The sequence below is a fragment of the Alicyclobacillus contaminans DSM 17975 genome, from assembly GCF_000429525.1.
GTDB lineage: Bacteria > Bacillota > Bacilli > Alicyclobacillales > Alicyclobacillaceae > Alicyclobacillus_A > Alicyclobacillus_A contaminans.
In genome coordinates, this window is record NZ_AUCA01000033.1 from 1 (window position 1) to 17,706 (window position 17,706).

19 protein-coding genes are annotated in these 17,706 nt (G+C 59.4%); 3 read left to right on the forward strand and 16 right to left on the reverse strand.

Annotation, left to right across the window (positions count from 1 at the left end; genetic code table 11):
- A partial coding sequence (locus tag G463_RS24055; protein WP_425387071.1) for a UPF0236 family transposase-like protein occupies positions 1 to 193 on the reverse strand: 193 nt, incomplete at its 3' end.
- Between the two features lie 366 nt (positions 194 to 559).
- Here G463_RS24055 and G463_RS0112280 point away from each other — a divergent pair.
- The gene (locus G463_RS0112280; protein WP_026975410.1) at positions 560 to 1,828 is read left to right on the forward strand and encodes a beta-ketoacyl-[acyl-carrier-protein] synthase family protein; all 1,269 of its coding nucleotides are present in this window, start codon (positions 560 to 562) and stop codon (positions 1,826 to 1,828) included.
- On the opposite strand, the gene fabL is transcribed toward G463_RS0112280, so the two are convergent.
- Positions 1,829 to 2,602 (reverse strand): enoyl-[acyl-carrier-protein] reductase FabL, encoded by a 774-nt coding sequence (gene fabL, locus G463_RS0112285; RefSeq protein ID WP_035487157.1) that lies wholly within the window; start codon positions 2,600 to 2,602, stop codon positions 1,829 to 1,831.
- A 215-nt stretch (positions 2,603 to 2,817) separates the two neighbouring features.
- Between fabL and G463_RS0112290 the strand changes: the two genes are divergently transcribed.
- Positions 2,818 to 4,203: a glycosyltransferase 87 family protein gene (locus tag G463_RS0112290; protein WP_026975412.1), complete on the forward strand. Its 1,386-nt coding sequence runs from the start codon at positions 2,818 to 2,820 to the stop codon at positions 4,201 to 4,203.
- Between the two features lie 161 nt (positions 4,204 to 4,364).
- On the opposite strand, the gene G463_RS0112295 is transcribed toward G463_RS0112290, so the two are convergent.
- The 11 genes from G463_RS0112295 to G463_RS0112350 form a co-directional block, all read right to left on the reverse strand.
- Positions 4,365 to 5,096, reverse strand: a complete 732-nt coding sequence (locus G463_RS0112295) for a SurA N-terminal domain-containing protein (protein ID WP_026975413.1) — start codon at positions 5,094 to 5,096, stop codon at positions 4,365 to 4,367.
- A 215-nt stretch (positions 5,097 to 5,311) separates the two neighbouring features.
- Complete coding sequence (locus G463_RS0112300; RefSeq protein ID WP_035487159.1) at positions 5,312 to 5,650, reverse strand: cytochrome C oxidase subunit IV family protein; 339 nt, start codon at positions 5,648 to 5,650, stop codon at positions 5,312 to 5,314.
- Positions 5,650 to 6,267: a cytochrome o ubiquinol oxidase subunit III gene (cyoC, locus tag G463_RS0112305; RefSeq protein WP_084171635.1), complete on the reverse strand. Its 618-nt coding sequence runs from the start codon at positions 6,265 to 6,267 to the stop codon at positions 5,650 to 5,652. Before cyoC ends, G463_RS0112300 begins: the two co-directional genes overlap by 1 nt.
- A gap of 9 nt (positions 6,268 to 6,276) precedes the next feature.
- On the reverse strand, positions 6,277 to 8,253 hold the full coding sequence (qoxB, locus tag G463_RS0112310) for a cytochrome aa3 quinol oxidase subunit I (protein WP_035487162.1): 1,977 nt from the start codon (positions 8,251 to 8,253) through the stop codon (positions 6,277 to 6,279).
- Between the two features lie 49 nt (positions 8,254 to 8,302).
- Positions 8,303 to 9,214, reverse strand: a complete 912-nt coding sequence (locus G463_RS20235) for a ubiquinol oxidase subunit II (RefSeq protein WP_084171630.1) — start codon at positions 9,212 to 9,214, stop codon at positions 8,303 to 8,305.
- Between the two features lie 253 nt (positions 9,215 to 9,467).
- The gene (locus G463_RS0112325; RefSeq protein WP_026975417.1) at positions 9,468 to 9,716 is read right to left on the reverse strand and encodes a hypothetical protein; all 249 of its coding nucleotides are present in this window, start codon (positions 9,714 to 9,716) and stop codon (positions 9,468 to 9,470) included.
- Between the two features lie 121 nt (positions 9,717 to 9,837).
- The gene (locus G463_RS0112330) at positions 9,838 to 11,370 is read right to left on the reverse strand and encodes an MDR family MFS transporter (protein ID WP_026975418.1); all 1,533 of its coding nucleotides are present in this window, start codon (positions 11,368 to 11,370) and stop codon (positions 9,838 to 9,840) included.
- Between the two features lie 32 nt (positions 11,371 to 11,402).
- The gene (locus tag G463_RS20240) at positions 11,403 to 11,996 is read right to left on the reverse strand and encodes a hypothetical protein (RefSeq protein WP_051322260.1); all 594 of its coding nucleotides are present in this window, start codon (positions 11,994 to 11,996) and stop codon (positions 11,403 to 11,405) included.
- A gap of 14 nt (positions 11,997 to 12,010) precedes the next feature.
- Complete coding sequence (locus tag G463_RS20245; protein ID WP_051322261.1) at positions 12,011 to 12,613, reverse strand: polymer-forming cytoskeletal protein; 603 nt, start codon at positions 12,611 to 12,613, stop codon at positions 12,011 to 12,013.
- Positions 12,614 to 12,623: 10 nt separating this feature from the next.
- Positions 12,624 to 13,247, reverse strand: coding sequence for a YhbD family protein (locus tag G463_RS0112345; protein WP_026975419.1), 624 nt, complete (start codon positions 13,245 to 13,247; stop codon positions 12,624 to 12,626).
- Positions 13,248 to 13,376: 129 nt separating this feature from the next.
- Positions 13,377 to 13,727, reverse strand: a complete 351-nt coding sequence (locus G463_RS0112350) for a phage holin family protein (protein ID WP_026975420.1) — start codon at positions 13,725 to 13,727, stop codon at positions 13,377 to 13,379.
- A 201-nt stretch (positions 13,728 to 13,928) separates the two neighbouring features.
- Here G463_RS0112350 and purU point away from each other — a divergent pair, with 201 nt between their 5' ends.
- The gene (purU, locus tag G463_RS20250) at positions 13,929 to 14,840 is read left to right on the forward strand and encodes a formyltetrahydrofolate deformylase (RefSeq protein ID WP_051322262.1); all 912 of its coding nucleotides are present in this window, start codon (positions 13,929 to 13,931) and stop codon (positions 14,838 to 14,840) included.
- A gap of 119 nt (positions 14,841 to 14,959) precedes the next feature.
- Here purU and G463_RS22880 read toward each other — a convergent pair whose 3' ends face one another.
- The 3 genes from G463_RS22880 to G463_RS20255 all read right to left on the reverse strand — a co-directional run bounded on the left by G463_RS22880 (position 14,960) and on the right by G463_RS20255 (position 17,697).
- Positions 14,960 to 15,121: a peptidoglycan-binding domain-containing protein gene (locus tag G463_RS22880; protein WP_156900194.1), complete on the reverse strand. Its 162-nt coding sequence runs from the start codon at positions 15,119 to 15,121 to the stop codon at positions 14,960 to 14,962.
- Positions 15,122 to 15,419: 298 nt separating this feature from the next.
- Positions 15,420 to 16,025, reverse strand: coding sequence for a 30S ribosomal protein S4 (gene rpsD, locus G463_RS0112375; RefSeq protein ID WP_026975421.1), 606 nt, complete (start codon positions 16,023 to 16,025; stop codon positions 15,420 to 15,422).
- A 199-nt stretch (positions 16,026 to 16,224) separates the two neighbouring features.
- Complete coding sequence (locus G463_RS20255) at positions 16,225 to 17,697, reverse strand: FTR1 family iron permease (RefSeq protein ID WP_035487164.1); 1,473 nt, start codon at positions 17,695 to 17,697, stop codon at positions 16,225 to 16,227.
- Between the last annotated feature and the right edge of the window lie 9 nt (positions 17,698 to 17,706).

The window sequence follows — 17,706 nt, forward strand, 5'->3', positions numbered from 1 at the left end:
TCACAATCGTACGCTGTTTCCGGTTGACCAACTCCAGGCGTTTTTTGTCCCGAGAGTGCATGAGCTGTTCATCCACGGCCTCCAAGGCCTGTGACAGCAGACTGCGTGCGCTCACTTTGACGGCCTTTTCCACGCCCTCCTCCAACTCTGCAAAGCTCCTGGAGTTAGATATTGCCGATTGAAGGTCAGCCATCAGCTGCAGGAAAACATTCAAGGCGTGTCGAATCGGGAACACAGAGACCTCACTCCTTTTACCGCGCTGCAACGCGGTTGTTTTGGGTGTTGTAGTGAGGTCTCTTCTATTTTTTCCTTCCCCCTTCCTCTCGAGGAAAAGCCCCTACTGAAACTTTACACGCTCAGAACGCCCCATCGCGGCAATCCAGCCGTCACTTCGTTGCCTCAGCCGCCCACGTGAACAGCGGGCACCGACGCTGGCATCACTCATGCTCAGCGCAATATCCCCCGCGTGTGCTATGATCTGGACAACACACTGCAGGACAGGCACGGTTCCGAAGTGGAACAGCCCGTTCAGTACATATGGAATAGAGGCGAACGAACCATGAGTCGACTCCACCGCGTCGTCGTCACCGGATTGGGTGCTGTGACACCGTTTGGAACGGGAACGTCCCGCTTTTGGGACGCACTGTTGGCCGGCCAATCTGCGGTCGGAGAAACCACGAACCCAAAATGGCGCGAATACACCCCCGTGATGGCGGAAGCCAAGACGTTTGACGCCAGCAGCGTTCTGCCAAGAAAACTCGTGAAAGATACGGATCGATTCACGCAAATGGCGTTGGTCGCCGCCATGGAAGCGGTGGCCGACGCAGGGTTGGACGCGGTCGAGGGCAATCCGCTCTGCCCAAATCTGCCGCGAGACGAACTCGGCGTCTCGCTCGGCTCTGCGTTCGGCGGCGTGCAATCCTTGGAAGAGGGCATGGTGCGCATTGCCACCGGCACCTCCAGCCGCGTCGGCGCGCGAATGATTTCCAAATCCATCCCCAACGCGGCTGCCGCAGCCCTGGCCATGCGCTATCAACTCCGCGGTCCGGTGATGACGTACGCCACCGCGTGCGCCTCGTCCGCCAATGCGATTGGCGAAGCCATGCACTGGCTGCAGACGGGCGAGGTCCAGGTGGTCCTCGCCGGCGGCGCCGAATGCCTGTTCACACCGGGCATCCTGGCTGGGCTGCGGAGCGCTGGCGCGCTTGCCCAGAGTGGCCCTGAGGACTGGAGCGCCTGGTCTCGCCCGTTCGCGGCGGACAGGCAGGGGATGGTGATGGGGGAAGGCGCGGCCATTCTCGTCCTGGAGACCCTGGAACACGCCAAAGCTCGCGGCGCGCGCATCTATGCAGAACTGATTGGGTATGGGGCGTCCAACGACGCATACCACGAAACGTCCCCGCATCCGAGCGGCGAAGGCGCGGCCCTGGCCATGCGCCGGGCGCTTCGCCGCGCCGGCCTTGAGCCCGCGGACATCGACTACATCAATGCCCACGCCACCGCCACCCCGGCGGGAGACGCCGCGGAATCCGCCGCGCTCGCCACGGTATTCGGCCAGCATCTGCAAAACATTCCCGTGAGCTCCATCAAAGGCGCCGTTGGTCACATGCTCGGTGCCGCTGGAGCCATTGAAAGCATCGCCTGCGTCCAGGCGCTAGCAACGGGTTGGCTGCCGCCGACGCTGCATTGCCATCCGGCCGATCCCGCCGCTCCACCCGACCTGGTTCCCCATCGCGGCCGCCCACAGGCAATTCGAACCGCGTTGAGCAATTCGTTCGGATTCGGCGGGCAGAACGGCGTGCTCATTTGGCGCAGACCGGAACTGTGATTAAGGAATCACGAGAGAGACGCCGCCATCCACCTTAATCACCTGGCCGCGAATCATCTCGGCCTCGGGGGAGCACAGAAACAGCGCCGCGTTGGCCACATCCTCGGGCGTCACCATGCGGTGGTAAGGCTGCTTCGCCTGGAGCTCCGCCAGGGTCCGGTCCATGTCCGGGAAGTGCTCGAGCGCCTTCGTCAGCACGGCGCCTGCGGACAGCCCGTTGACGTTAATCCGCCGCGGAGCCAGTTCGACAGCCAGGTAGCGCACCAAGGCTTCCAGCGCCGCCTTGCTGGCGCCCACAGACGTGTAGTACGGGAACACGCGTTCACTGCCAAACGACGAGAGGGCCAGCATGGCCCCTCCGTCCGCCGGCATGATCCGTTCGGCCCGCTGGGCACCCAGAAGAAACGCCCGAGCATTCACGTTGACGGTCCAATCCCACCCTTTGGCATCCACCTCGAGCGCCCGGCGGTTTCTCCCGGACGCCGCGTTATGTACGTACACATCCAAACGGCCGTACTCCTGCGCGATGGTGTCAAACAACCGATTCAACTTCTCCTCGTCGGCCACGTTGGCCTTCACCAACAGCGCCCGGCGACCCAGCGACTCCACCTGTGCGGCCACCTCCCGCGCCGCGTCGCCATTGCGGAAGTAGTGCACCACCACATCGGCGCCCTCCGCCGCAAAGCGAAGCACCAACTCGCGTCCAATCCCCCGCGAACTCCCGGTCACCAACACAACTTTCCCCGCGTACCGCTGAGGTCTATCCAGCACCATCGTTGTTCCTCCTCCGTCCCAAGGTTCCTCCTGATTGTCGCACAACGGCGTTGAAAGACCAATGCGCATGCGCGGCTCAGCACCTGCGGGGCGTGACGGAAAGCGTTCTCCATCCGGCGTCGTCCCACATGCTGCACGGTGAAGCCCCTCGACCGGTTCCGCCGTCGTGATAGAATGAGTGCGTGATTTTTTCCAGCAAAGGCAGGTTAATCAGCATGCGTGGCGCCCATCGTTTGCGTTTGAGACCCATTGCGTATCTCTTCCTCCTCGCCGTGTACGCCTTTTCCGTGATCATGGCGGCCACCTCGGCCGACACGCTGTACGGCGGCGGTCGGATTTTATCGCATGTCACGGCGGCATGGGTATGGGAGGCACTGCCTTGGCTGGTGGCCTGCAGCACTGCATTCGTTCTGGCGCGGTTCCGCGCATTCCGGCGAAATGGCGTGCAGCTTGCGATAATGATGGTGGTTTCCGGGGCCCTCTCCATTTGGCTGGTGATGCAACCCCTCTCATATTCGCTCGACGTGCTTCGCTATCTGTGGGACGGACGACTGTTGGCTCACGGCGTGAATCCGTACGCGTACGTGCCGCAGGACCCGCACCTGCATTCACTTCAGCAATGGCCGTACTGGGGATGGATGGGGTGGAAGAACTGGCCGGAAGCGTATCCCCCGCTGGCGCAGATATATTTCGGCGCCATCGCCCTGTTCACCGGAGGGACCGTGGTTCAGTACAAGCTGTGGATGCTTCTGAACGGCGCGGTGAGCGTTTGGCTGTTCCATCGGGTGCTGGCGAAACGCCGAGCAGCACAGGGCGGCTCCGGACTGACCGAATGGGACAGACAGCGGTTCAACCTGTTTCTACTGCTTCCCCCATTGATCGTGGAAGCATTTGGCTCTGCACACGTGGACGCCTTTGCCATTCCCTGGATGCTGCTGGCCTGGTTGTATCGGTTGCAGAATCAACCGAAGCGCATGGCGGTGGCCATCGCCATGGCGACGTGCATCAAAACGTATCCCATTGTGCTCTTGGCCGCGTTTCTTCACCGGGAAAATCGGCGCGAGGCCGTACAGGTGGTGGCCGTCTGCTTGCTGACCATCGCTGTGTCGTACGGCCTGTTTGCCGGCGCTGGCTGGAGAGTGTTCGCCTTTTTCACGAAGATGCCGCAAATGGAATACAACGGAAGCCTGGAATATACGTTGGCGAAAGCTTTCGGAAGCGTCATATCGAACCATGCCACGTTGCTCGTGGCACTCGCCGCCTTGGGCATGGCATCCGCGCTGTGGTTCACACGGCTTCGCCATGTAACGGTCGAGCGCAAGGTGTGCCTGCTCGGACTCGCGTTCCTGTTGTCGTCTCCCGTACTGCACCCGTGGTACCTGCTGCCGCTGCTCCCCTTCGCCGTGGTGGCTGACGACGCGGCGACATTGTGGCTGGCGGTGTTTTCCCACTTGATTGCGGACGAAGTCCCGCTGGATATGTACCTCGAATATGTACCGACGTACGGGCTGCTGCTTCGCCAACTGCGGGTGTACTGGGTGAATGTCAGCACCGCGGCGGCAGTTATCCCGATGAACCGCAGCGGCAGCAGCAGCCGATGACCCGCAGGCACAGGTCACCGGCTGTCGTCCACAGCAGAGCGTCCACCGGCAGATTCGCGCACTGTACCTTCTGCTCCCCACTGAAAAGACCGTCACCCCGTGGGCGACGGTCCTTCGTCACTCGTGCTCTGAATCCTGCGCCCGCTGCGGGCGTGACGGCGTTACTGCTGCGTTTGAGACGGATTTTCAATCGCCGTCTTCACACTCGCGTACTGGGGATCGAGAATGGTGATGGGATCCTGCTTCGCGAGGTTCGCCAGCAACTGATCCGACGGCACCGCCTTCGACTGCTTGTAGTCCTGTATCACCTGGTTTTTCACAGCACTCAAAGGCTGTGGATTTTTCTGGCCCGATTTTGTGTAATCCGACTTGTGGGCATTGTAGTAATTCTGAATGTCCTTGTCAGTGTACTTCACGTCCTTGGTGGCCAATTTCTCCTCCAGGACCTGCGTCTTCATGATGTCGTTAAAATCGGACATCGACATGTTATACTGGGCCAACATCGCGGTTAATTGCGAGGGATCTGTAATCCCGTACTGACTCTCAAACTGCTGCGTGGCCTGTTTGATGTCAGCCGCAGTCGCGGTGATGCCGTACTTGGCAGCCCCGTCGGTGATCAACTGCTGCGTGATCATCTGCTGCAGCATCTGTTGACCGGAATTGCTCTCCAACTTGCTGTCGAACGTCTTTTGATCAATCGCGTGGTTGCCGACCTTGGCAATCACCACCGGCTGGGACTGAACGTGCGCGACGGACGCCCACACCGCGCCCACCACGATGGCGCCCCCCAGAGCGCCGAGAAGCCACGACCATACCTGCGCCGGCCGCTTCGCGACGGCGGTTTCCTGTGCATTCGAAGTCCCGGACTTCGTCTGTTCCGAATTCTCCAACACCGTACCCCTCTCAACCTGTCAAAATGCTGTGGGAACCAGGCGCCCAGCGCTGTCTCACTGAACACCCGTGATCCGCGACGCTTGTACCATAATAACACATTCTCAGTGTACCACACAGGATGTGGAGCCTCTATGGACAGCCTGTGGAAGAATTGTGGAGTTCGGCAGGTGCCCCATGGTTCGCCGGTCGGCCTTTATGCCATCCTCCTGTCGCCTCAATACGTTTGCTCGCCGCCAAAGGTCATGATCCAGAGCGATCCGGCGATGATACAAACCGTGAACACAAAGGCGAGGGCCAGCGAGGTAACGTGGTACCTGGGGCCGTAGCTCTCCAGAAAGTGCATGAAGAAAAACAACTGAACCACGATTTGCAGCACCGCCAGAACGAGGATGACGGCCAACAACAGCCCGTGGGGCATGGCGTGCGCCTGAACCAGCCACAGGGCCGCGAACGTGAGCACCAGGGAAACCACCAATCCCACCACGTGGCTCCACGGAAAACCTCGGTGAATCCCGTGAAACCCGCGAAGTTCCTCGTGATGTTCGGACGACATCACATCACCCCCTGCAGATACACAACGGTGAAAATGAACACCCAGACAACGTCGAGAAAGTGCCAGTACAGCCCGACGATGAAAATCTTGCGGGCGGTCATGGCCGAGATGCCCCGACGACCGAGTTGATACAAAATGGACAGCATCCAGAGAATGCCGAGCGACACGTGGCAGCCGTGGGTCCCCACCAGCGTGAAGAACGACGAGAGGAACGCACTTCGCTGCATCGTCGCCCCGCGGTTGACGTAATCCACAAATTCCCGCACTTCCAGAAAAATGAACGACAGACCGAGCAATACCGTGACGACCAACCACCCCATCGAGGCGCTCCGACGGCCCCTTCGCATTTCCAGTGTGGCCAGCCCACAGGTGAAACTGCTGACCAACAGGATCAGCGTTTCCGCTGTGAATCCCGGCACATCGTACAGTTCCTGTTCCGTCGGTCCACCGGCCGTGTTGATGTGCAGAATTTGATACATGGTGAACAGACAGGCGAACAAAATCAGGTCCGTCGCGAGAAATATCCAAAATCCAAAGATCTTGAGCGCCCCATCCTCGGTCGAATACTCAACCGGTACGTCGGAACTGGGCGTTGACAACACTTCTTCGTGTGCCAATGACAACGTTTACAACCTCCCCAGTGCAGCTTCGGTGCGGCGAATTTCTTCCACCGGGATGTAGTGATCTGTGTTGGTTTCCAGCGACCGCAGCAGGAGACACAGCATCACGCCCAGCCCCCCAAGGATTGCGAGCCAGTACCACTCGAACACCAGTCCGAATCCGCCGATGAAAAAGCAGACCGAAAGGATGAACGGACGGCCGGAGTTGTTCGGCATGTGAATCGGCTCGAGTGGTCGCAGTTCTTTCTGCACGTCTTCGCCGCGCCGGCGCGCTTCTTTTTCCGCCCACCAGGCGTCCCGCGCGGTCACCGTCGGAATGCGGGCAAAGTTGTAATGCGGCGCAGGGGAGGGCAGTGACCATTCGAGGGTGCGGCCATCCCACGGATCGCCGGTGACATCTCGTTCCGGAAAGCGAATGCTGTAGAGAACCTGCCACACAATCAACACGAATGCGATGCCCATCAGATACGCGCCAATGGTCGATATCAGGTTCAACGCGGTCCAGCCCATGCCCGCCGGATACACGTAGATCCGCCGCGTCATGCCCATGAAGCCGAGTTCGTACTGGGGCAAGAAGCAGACGTAGAACCCGATGTTGAAGACCCAGAACGCCCACCGCCCAATGCGCTCGTTCAGGATAATCCCGAACATTTTCGGCCACCAGTAGTACATCCCGGCGAGCATGCCGTACACCACGCCGCCAATCAACACCTGGTGGAAGTGCGCAATCAGGAAGTAGCTGTTGTGGTACTGATAATCGCCCGGCGCCACGGCCAACATGACGCCGGTCGCACCGCCGATGGCAAAGTTGGGGATGAATCCGATGGCCCACAGCATGGGCAATTTGAGTCGGATGCGCCCCTGATACATGGTGAACAGCCAGTTGAACACCTTCACACCCGTCGGAATGCCAACCGACATGGTGGAGATGGCAAAGAACGAGTTCACCCCCGGGCCCGCCCCCATGGTGAAGAAATGGTGCAGCCAAACCAGGTAGCTGATGACTGCAATCGCCATGATGGACGCCACCATGGAGGCGTAACCGAACAGCCGTTTCCGTGAGAACGTGGCCACCACTTCCGAAAATATCCCGAACGCCGGCAGAACGACGATGTACACCTCGGGGTGCCCCCACACCCAGAACAAGTTGACGTACATCATCGGATTGCCACCCTGCAGCATGGTGAAGAAATGGGCGCCGAACAGCCGGTCAATCATCAGCAGCGCCAGCGCCACCGTGAGCGCCGGAAACGAGAAGATGATGAGAATGGACGCTCCGACAACGGACCAGCAGAACATGGGCATCCGCATGAGCGTCATGCCGGGGGCTCGCATCTTCAGAATGGTCACCAAGAAATTGATGCCGGTGGCCATACTGCCAATCCCCGAGATCTGCAGAGCGAGCAAGTAGAAATTTTCTCCCGGTCCCGGATCGGTCGGCCACTCGGTCAATGGCGGATAGCTCGTCCACCCCCCATCCGGCGATCCGCCGATGACGAACGACAGGTTGAGCAGCAGGGCACCGAAGAAGAACAGCCAGAAGCTGATGGCGTTCAAGTACGGAAAGGCCACATCGCGCGCACCAATTTGTAGCGGCACGGCAATGTTGAACATCGCGAAGATGAACGGCATGGCCATGAACAGAATCATGATGGTGCCATGGGTGGTGAAAATTTGGTCGTAGTGCTCCGCCTCCAAGAAGCGCATGTTCGGCAGAGCCAGCTGCGTGCGCATCAGCATCGCGTCCACGCCGCCCCGGAACAGCATGAGCAGCGCGGCAATCAGATACATAATCCCAATCTTCTTGTGGTCGACGGTCGTGATCCACTCCCGCCACAGCCATCCCCACTTCTTGAAGTAGGTCAGGACAAACACGATGGCCACCAATGTCAACACAATCAGCACGTCCGACGCGTAAATCATCGGATCGCCCGTCACGAAGAACGGAGTGGCCACGTTGTTTACGTAACCTGGCAAATGCATGGACTTCCCTCTTTTCCGCCGCAGATTTCGTGGGCCATGGTCTGCAGGGCTATTTGGCGCTCTCCAACACGGCCCTGTCGTGTTTCATGTACATTCCGCCTTCCTTCATGATGATGTCGTGGAAGATGTTCGGCGGATAGGAGGAATACGACAGTTTCCCGCTCAGTCCCGGATGCGCCAGCTGGTTGTAGCCGTCCTCCGTGAGCGGCGGCGAAGTCGTCTTCACATTCTTCACCCATGCGTCAAAGTCTGCCTGGGAGGTCGCGTGCACATCGAACGTCATGTGCGCGAACCCTTTGCCGGAAAACTGCGCCCCGCGCCCGTAGTACAAACCGGGCTTGTCCGCCTGCAGCCACAGCTGCATCGCCATGCCGGGCATGGTGTACTCCTGTCCGCCGAGCTGCGGCACCCAGAACGAGTTCATGGGCGCGTTCGACGTGAGGATGAACCGAATCGGGCGATTGGTCGGAATGTAGCAATAGTTGACCGTCGCGATGTTCGATCCGGGATATTGGAAAAGCCACTTCCAGTCCAGCGACGTTACCTCCACCGTCAGCGGCGTCGTGGACTTCTCGGGCGGCCGCGTCAGCGCGAACGTGTCTCTGGTGGTGAAAACAGCCAGAATGGCAATGATGACAATCGGAATGCTCCACCACACGACTTCCAGGGTTCGACTCTCCGAAAACTCCGGCCGATACGGCGCGTCGTTGCCTGGGACGTCTCGGTAGCGGTGGACGATATGCCACAACAGCAGAATGACCGGCACCACCACAATGGCTGTAAGGACGATGGAGATGATGATCAGCCGCTCCTCCGTCCGCCCCACCGGTCCCACGGGATGAAACACCATCACCTGTGGGCTGCATCCGCCGAGCAGAAGCGGCAGGGCGAGCCAGAGCCCACGCCGCCATTGGGCCGGCGGAAAGGCGCGCGGTCGCCGCCTGTCGAATGTCTTTTGCATCCAAGCCCACCTCGTTTTCTCTGCCGCGAATCGCAGATCCGCACCACGCGGGTGCCCCTGCGTTTCGCCCAGTCAGTGTGCGGAGTACAGGCTGTACTGCCGGAACTCCATTAATAGCACGAACAGTGCGACCAAAATCAGCACGCCCACGGCAATGCTCCAATTGCGCAGATTACGCTTTGACTTCATGACACAGCCTCCACTTCGCGGCACCCAGCACGGCGTGCTCACGCGCAAGGGTGACAGGGATTCGCTACGAATGCAGTGTGTACACGTCGTACCACCACAGCACAGCACCCAGAATCACGAGCACGAGAATGGTGATGATGGTGATCCAATACACTTTGGGCAATCCCTGATTCTTTGCCTTCAATGCACATCTCCCTCCATCCGCTGCGCCGTCATCCGCAGGTTGCAACGTCCCCGGCGCCGCAGCCAACTGCCCCACCTTTTTCCACGCCATAGAATGCGCCAAGGCCGGCTGCGTCATGCGTCTCACCATAGAATTGACACATCCTGCAGACAAAAAGCCGGGGCAGCGACCACCTTGCGGTGATTGCTGCCCCGGTCAGCGGGTTCTCGCGACAGAACCGGGCATCACGCCCCGTCTGCGCGGATGGTCATCATTCGTGGACAACCGGCGCTTCCTTCGGCATCTGCGCGAAGCCCTGCCATTTCTCCCGCCCGAGCCAGAAGACAAAGCCGAACGACAGGACGGCTAACACCAGCGTCCACAGGAAGGTGTGCGCCACCGACGAACTGAGCGCCTCGGACAGTTTCGTCAGTATCGGTCCGGGAATTTGCGTCCGCGTCGCGGGCGACAGCATGGCGTGCGGATCGGCCCCCTGAAAGCGCGCGACCACATTCCCCATGTCCTGGAACGCTTGCTTCAAATCGTGTGTGAACAGGTTGCGCTGAATCATCCCGAAGACAGTGATGCCGACGGTCATCCCGAGCTCTCGGACAAAGGACATGGTCGAACTCGCGGCGCCGCGCTGGCCCGCGTGAAAGTGATGCATGCCGGCCATGCCCAGCACGGAAAACGACGGACCGATGCCGAGCCCCACCAGCACCATGTACAGCGTCAAGGTGGTGCGACTGGTGTTCGGCGTGACCGTGCTCAGAAGGTAGATGGCGGCGATGAAGACGAGCGACGACCAGAACATGATGGTCCGATACCGGAATCGGCTCGCCAACTGTCCGCCAATCGGCGCCGATACGGAGCTGCCGAGCATCATCGGGAGCAGAATTAAGCCCGAGTTGGTGGCTGAGCCGCCGAGCACGCCCTGCACAAAAATCGGAATGTAAACCACCGCGACCACAAACGCCGCGCTAGAGAACAAGCCCACGAGCGTGCTTCCGGCGAACAGACGGTGGCGGAACATGCTGTACGAGATGATGGGTTCCTGCGCCCGCGCCTCGACCACAAAAAACGCGGCGAACAGCACGGCGGCCGCGCCGAACAGCACCAGAATCTGCGGCGCATCCCAGGCGTATTTGTTGCCACCAAACTCAAGCCCAAACATCAGGCACACGACGGCCGGCACCAGCGTCAGCGCGCCCAGCCAGTCAATCCGCTGGCGCGTGTGGCGCGGCGATTCGTGGTAGGACAGCAAGATCAGGAGAAACGTGACAATCCCGAGCGGCACGTTGATGTAGAACACCCAGCGCCAACTCATGTTGTCGGTGATATAACTGCCGAGCAGCGGGCCGATGATGCTGGACATGCCGAACACCGCGCCAAACATCCCGGAAAATTTGCCCGCTTTGTCCGGAGGCACCACGTCAAAGATGATGGTGAACGCAATCGGTGCCAGTGCGCCGCCGCCGATGCCCTGGATGGCGCGGTAGATGGCCAACTGCACAATGCTGTGCGCGGTTCCGCACAGAATGGATCCCAGCAGGAACACGACCAGACCAAACATGAAAAACCGTTTGCGACCGTACATGTCGGACAGCTTGCCGAAAATCGGCATGCCCGCCATTTCCGTCACCATGTAGGCCGATGTGACCCACACGAATTTATCGAGACCGCCCAATTGGGCGACAATGGTCCCCATGGCGGTGGAAACAATCGTGTTGTCCATGGCGGAGATGAATAATCCCAGAAGCAACCCCGCGATGATGAGCCCCAATCGCTGTCGTTTTTCAGCCAACTTCAACCTTCCCCTTCCCCTTGCGTCGTGATTCAGTGCAGCTGAACGGCTTCCTCCACCACCGCGTCCGAATTTTGCTCGAACACATCCTGATATTCCACGCGCTTGACGCGACAGCCTCGGCCAAGCACCACGCGGCGGCCGCGAACCACCTCGGCGGTGGTGAACTGCAGGTTGACCTCGTCTCCCTCAATGACCTCGGCAACCAATTCCGCCGCTTTGCCATACCGTTTACGGACGACGAGCGAAGCGCCGCCCATGTCGCGCACGCGGCTCGGTCCATACAGCTTGACGCGAAGATCATCGGCGCTCAGCAACCCGTCCACGTTGAACGCGCCGCGCAAGGTCAACACGTCACCGGTGCAGTCTCCGCTCACTTGCATTTCACCCAACACATTGGCGGTTGTCACTTCCAGGTTGCCGTGAACCTCCATGTTCCCCATCATCCGGAGTCCGCCGACCGTCAGATTCCCGTTCACCTCGACCTCCCCCATCCCACGCAGGGACTTGCATTCGACGGCACCGTGGAAGGTGCAATCGCCAAGGACGGTCAGTCGCTGGAAGCGTCCGCCGCTGCTCTCCGACGTGCCGGTGATCCGCACATTTCTCGCGCTGTGATTCGCCACCGCCGTCACCTCCCTCACAGTTTGCGCTGCTCTGCCACCGACGCGTCGCTCGCGATGTCGAGCGACTGCCGATACTCAACCATCTCAACCTCACAACCGCTGCCAATCACCACCGAGTTCCCGCGAACAATCCGGGCTCTCGTCGCCTCCAGGTGAACATTGTCCCCTTCCACAATGTCGACCTCCAGATGTCGGCCGGAGCGGAACCAGCGGCCCTTGCGAATTCGCTTGACCAGGATCTCCGAACCTCCCATCTGTTGAACATGAGAGTGTCCGTGCAGAGCAATGGAAATCCTGTCGGCGTTGAGCAGGCCGTCGGCGCGGAGAATGCCGGTCGCGGTGAACGACTCCGCATCACAGTCGCCGGTCACTTTGATGTAGCCCTCCATCCGCACCGTCTCCGCCGCGATGTCTCCTTTCACCGTCGCCTTCCCTTCCAGTTCCACGAGGTTTGCCCGCAGACTGCCATTGACAGTCCCGACGCCCTCCAGTCGAAACTCCGTGCATTCCACATCGCCGTGAACTTTTCCCACGCCTTCAATCGACACGTCCTCGTACTGTCCGCCCGACGCGGAACCCACGCCCGATAAATGCAGGTTTGGCTTCTCTGAAATCATAAGCGCCCTCCTACAGCAGTTTGAGTCTGAGTTGCTCGATTTGCGCCGGCATGTGAAGTCTCAGCACCAGCTTGGCCCCCGGCTCCAACCGCAGTTCGGCCCCGCCGTCCACCAACAGACAGAGTGCCAGCCCCAGTTTGCGAAGCAGAACCACATCCACCGACTGGCCTTCCAGGCTGGGCAGATGTTGCTCCAACGTGTTCACGAGCAGCCTCGCTTCTTCCAGGCTCACGTCTCCAGTGGACAGCGCCGCACTCGTCGTGTACAAGCAAAGAAGCGGAAGAAAGGAATATGTTTCGGTGTCCGGATGCATTTGCCGGTACAGTTCAACCGCCACATCTGAAACAATGTTACGTTTGATCAGTTCCTCCCGCGACATGGAGATGTCGACTGGCCCCAGCGCCAGCATCGACGCCAGCTCGTCGAGCGACATCCCATCCTTCATGTTTTTGATCTGTTCGATCCGCGCCAAAATCTTATCTTTCGGGAAAAACGTTTCCTGTCCTGTGAACGTCGAACGATGAATGAACCAGTCCTCCGGAATCAGGTGCTTACGCTTCCAACGGTACAACTGGCCGTACGAAATGCCGGTCAACTCCAACAGTTCCTTTTTGGAGAGCAGATCCTGTTCCACGCATTCGCACCTCCACGACATAATGTAACATAACAATGTTACGCAGTCAACACGTAAAAACCCAATCGGGCCTTCTTGCCAACGGCAGAAGTGCCCGATTGGATTCCGTTCGCTGGTCTGGGGTGCGCGTTACGCTTTCCGGCGGTCCAACCCAAGCTCCACAGGGATGAACAGGTCGATGATGCCGACGACCAACGAGGCAATCAAGGCGCCGAGCACAGTCACTCGCATGCCGGGAACAATCAGTCCGGCAATCCACAGCACGACGGCTGTCGCAATGAAGCCCACCACGCCGCGGCCATATCGGTTGGCCCTGCGCCCCATCACTGCTTCTGCAATCCAACCGAGGACGGCAATCACGATGGCGGCCACAATGGCGGACCAGAACGACGCGATGGAGACCCCAGGGACGAGGAATCCCACGAACATTAAGACCAGTGCTGATACTACGAAGCGCACAATCGTTCCAAGCCAGTTCATAATGTTCCTCCTAACGTTTACGGGACCAGCCCGGCTTGTTCACCATCATTATGGACTGTCTGCACGGGAATTATGTCACGGTTCATTTTCCGGATGTGGATTGGCGCGCCGAAGTCGCCGAAATGTCTGGACAAAAGGAGGAGAAGTCGTTACGATGAGAAAAATTCCGGGTTTTACACAGACAAACAGGAGGCACGCAGAATGACGCAACCATCGGTCCATCCGCTTCAGGCGGACGCACTTCAGCAACCGCGCCAGGCCGGGGAACGGGGGCGCCTGCGCATTGTTTGTCCGGACGGTCCAGGGATTGTCGCGGCGGTGTCGGATTTCCTGTTTCGTCAGGGCGCCAACATCGTTCAGTCGGATCAATACACGACCCATCCGGAAGCTGGCCTGTTCTTTATGCGGGTGGAATTTGACCTGCCGAATCTGGACAGCCGCTTCAGTGAACTGCAGCATCGGTTCGCGGAGATTCGCCAGCGCTTCGATATGCAGGCGGAATTCACGCAGGCTGCGGTCAAGAAGCGCATGGTAATTTTCGTGTCCAAGGAGTTGCACTGTCTGCAGGAGTTGATGTGGCTGTGGCAGACGGGCGAATTGCACACCGACATCACGGCCATTGTCAGCAATCACCGGGACGCGGAGGCCCTGGCCACCGCATACAACGTGCCGTTCTTCCACACGCCGGTCACCCCGGAGACGAAAGCGCTGGTGGAACAGAAGCAACTGGAAATCGTCGACGCATATGCCGATGTGATTGTGCTGGCACGCTACATGCAAATTCTGTCGCCGCGGTTTGTGCATCATCGCCCCAATCAAATCATCAATATTCATCATTCGTTTTTGCCGGCGTTCATCGGCCGCAATCCGTACCAACAGGCCTATCAGCGCGGGGTCAAGCTGATTGGCGCCACGGCGCACTACGTCACTGAAGATCTCGATGAAGGTCCCATCATTGAGCAGGATGTGCAGCGCGTGGATCACCGGTTTGACGCGGCGGACCTGAAGCGCATTGGCCGCCACATCGAACGGGTGGTGCTGGCTCGCGCCGTCAAATGGCACTTGGAGGACCGCATCCTCGTCCACGACAACAAGACGATTGTCTTCTCCTAAGCGCCCGATTCCTCTGGCGCCGGACTGAGCACCTGACCGTCGTTGGATGGACCAGTGGGTGCCTGTCCAGCGCCACGCCCATCATCCAATCATCGTCGTAACAGATGATGACCGCGGTGTTATTCCAGGTGGGGCGTTGTCGACAGCAGTCCCAGAGCGCGGTAATCCTGCTCGTCCACCACGGCGTCCATCGGCAGGCAATGCGCCAACTCGAACCACATCAGCGCCCACTGGGTCCCCCATCCGAATCTGCCGTCGCAGGAACCTCGGTAGCGAACCATACAACGACAATCCCGACACCCACGTGCAACACCAGGTCGCGAAGCGTTTGACGGACGCGCATGCCATCACCTCCAGACTGCCGCATCGTGATCTCCATTCGCCGACTCCCCGGTCACCGACAGCAATCTGGGTATATTGTCCGCCGCTCCGCCTCTGCCCATCCATGCGCCCGACGTCGCCACCCAACCAGCGCAGTGTCTGCCCGTCCGCGCCGTGTGGACCATCAACAAAAAAGCTGCCCCCAGTGCCTGTGGCACATGGGGACAGCCTCACTGTGCGTCCATTCAGCCCGTCGATTCAGCGCGAGTAAAATTCCACGACGAGCGTTTCATTGACCGGTACTGGGATCTCTTCCCGTGCCGGTATCCGTTCCAGCTTACCGGTCTTGGTCGCCGCGTCGAACGACAGGTAGGGTTCCACCGAAACCTTGTTCTCGAGGCTCGCCTGTACAATCGGAATCTGGTAGCCGCGTTCGGACAAACTGATTTCGTCTCCCGGACGCACGCGGTACGACGCGATATCCACCCGCTTGCCGTTCACGCGCACGTGACCATGGTTCACAATCTGCCGCGCCGCGTCGAGCGTCGGAGCGAAGCCCAGGCGATACACCAGGTTGTCCAACCGCGTTTCCAGCAGTTGCAGCAGGTTGTCACCGGTGATGCCCGGTCGACGCGCCGCTTCCTCGTAATAGCGGCGGAACTGCTTTTCCTGCACGCCGTACACATAGCGAAGCTTCTGCTTCTCCAACAGCTGCATGCCGTATTCGCTGCGCTTCACGCGCTTACCCGGGCCGTGCTGTCCGGGAGGATATGGGCGCTTGTGCACCGGACACTTGGGTGATCCGCAAAGCGCCACCCCCACCGTCCGGCACAATTTATGCTTGGGTCCTGTTCGTCTTGCCATGCTTCATTACCTCTCCTTCATCTCATCTTATCCATTTCACGATTCACGTCAGCGCTACAGAGCAGACGCTCAGCCATCTATTCCATCAACATGCAGTGGTGCAACCCACCCATTGTTCATGAATCCTATCGCGCTGAACTCTCGGGTCCGTGGGCGTTTCATCCCCGGACATTTCCAGAATGGTCACTTGGTGTTCACTTCAACCGGCGGTGTTGACCGGCAGCCGCTTCCGCCGCACCGTTCTCCAGACGAGGAGACCGACAGCCGCAGCGAGCAGAAGCAATTGCGGTATGGCACTCTGCCAGGATGGATAAAACCCAAGCGCCGCGATGCTCGGCCAGTTCGCCACCGTCGTAGACGGCAACGTGCCCGCCAATTGCAGGCTGTGAATGCCGAGCCCGGTGAATTTGAAACATAGATAGAATACCACCAAACTCGACACAAGGAAAAAGGATCGAATTGGAAGTTTCATGCCAACGAACAACATGAGGAACGCGATGACGGCGAGGATGGCGACTCCCATGATCAAACCGAGCAGCAGCGACCGCCAGCTGATGGCGTTGACCATTCCGAGAATGAACAACACCGTCTCCGTGCCCTCCCGGAATACAGCCAAGAACGACAGCGCGCCCAACGAGATCAGACGGCCTGTGTCCAACGCCGCCTGACTGCGCTTGCGAAGGAACGCATTCCATTCCGCCACATTGGATTTCCGATGCAGCCAATAACTCATGTACAGCAGCATCGCAGCGGCCAGAATCCCGGTCCAACCAGAGATGACAAAGTTATTCTGGCCAAACGCGCCGGACGAGAATATCCACTTGACCATCACCGCCAACAGGGCGCTGCAAGCGATGCCGGCGAGAACGCCGGTCCAAATCCACGCGCTGCCTCGGCCCTCACCGGACTTCCGAACAACGGCCAACAGCGCGCCCACTACCAACAGCGCCTCCAGCCCCTCGCGCACCGGAATCATCGCGGCGTCCCACAGGGTGTAGCTCGTTTTGTCGGCCAGCGGCGTGAGGTACTGAATCATGTCGTTGAGCTTCGCCACCGCATCGTTTTCGTCGCCGGAGGAGATCATGGCATTCACGACCACCATATCTCGCTCCGCGTCATTGTAAACGGTCGCGGATTGCGCCACCACAGTCCCTTCCACGCTCAGCCAGGACTGACGCACGTCCGTCATCTCCGCTAACGCGGCGGACCGGTCCCCGCGTTGCACGGACTGCTTGGTGGTTTGAAGTTTCCCAATAAAGTCAGCCAGGGTCAAGTGACTCTGGTAGCCTGTTTGTCCTTTGGTGTAACCCCCTTGGACAAAGCGCTGGTCCGCCGTGTGCAACTGCTGCAGCGCCTGTACCACGGCCACCTGATTTTTCTGCATGAACGCGTACTGAACATTGCCCATCTTCTCTTCAATGTCCGCATAGGCGGCAGAGGAGTCCGACTGAACGTGGGTTTCTATCAGGAACCAGCGGGTGTTGAACTGGTCATAGGAGACTTTGGCTGCGGACAAATCGCCCTGTTTGGCCTGTTGCAGGGCCGAGACCACGTATCCGTCCGCCTGCTGCACCTCGCTCACACCGGCATCTGCCGCCAGCGTCGCCGGTGCGCACACCATCATCAACACAGCCAGAGTGGCGGCCAGCCATCCTCGGGACGCACGTATCATGATTCTTCC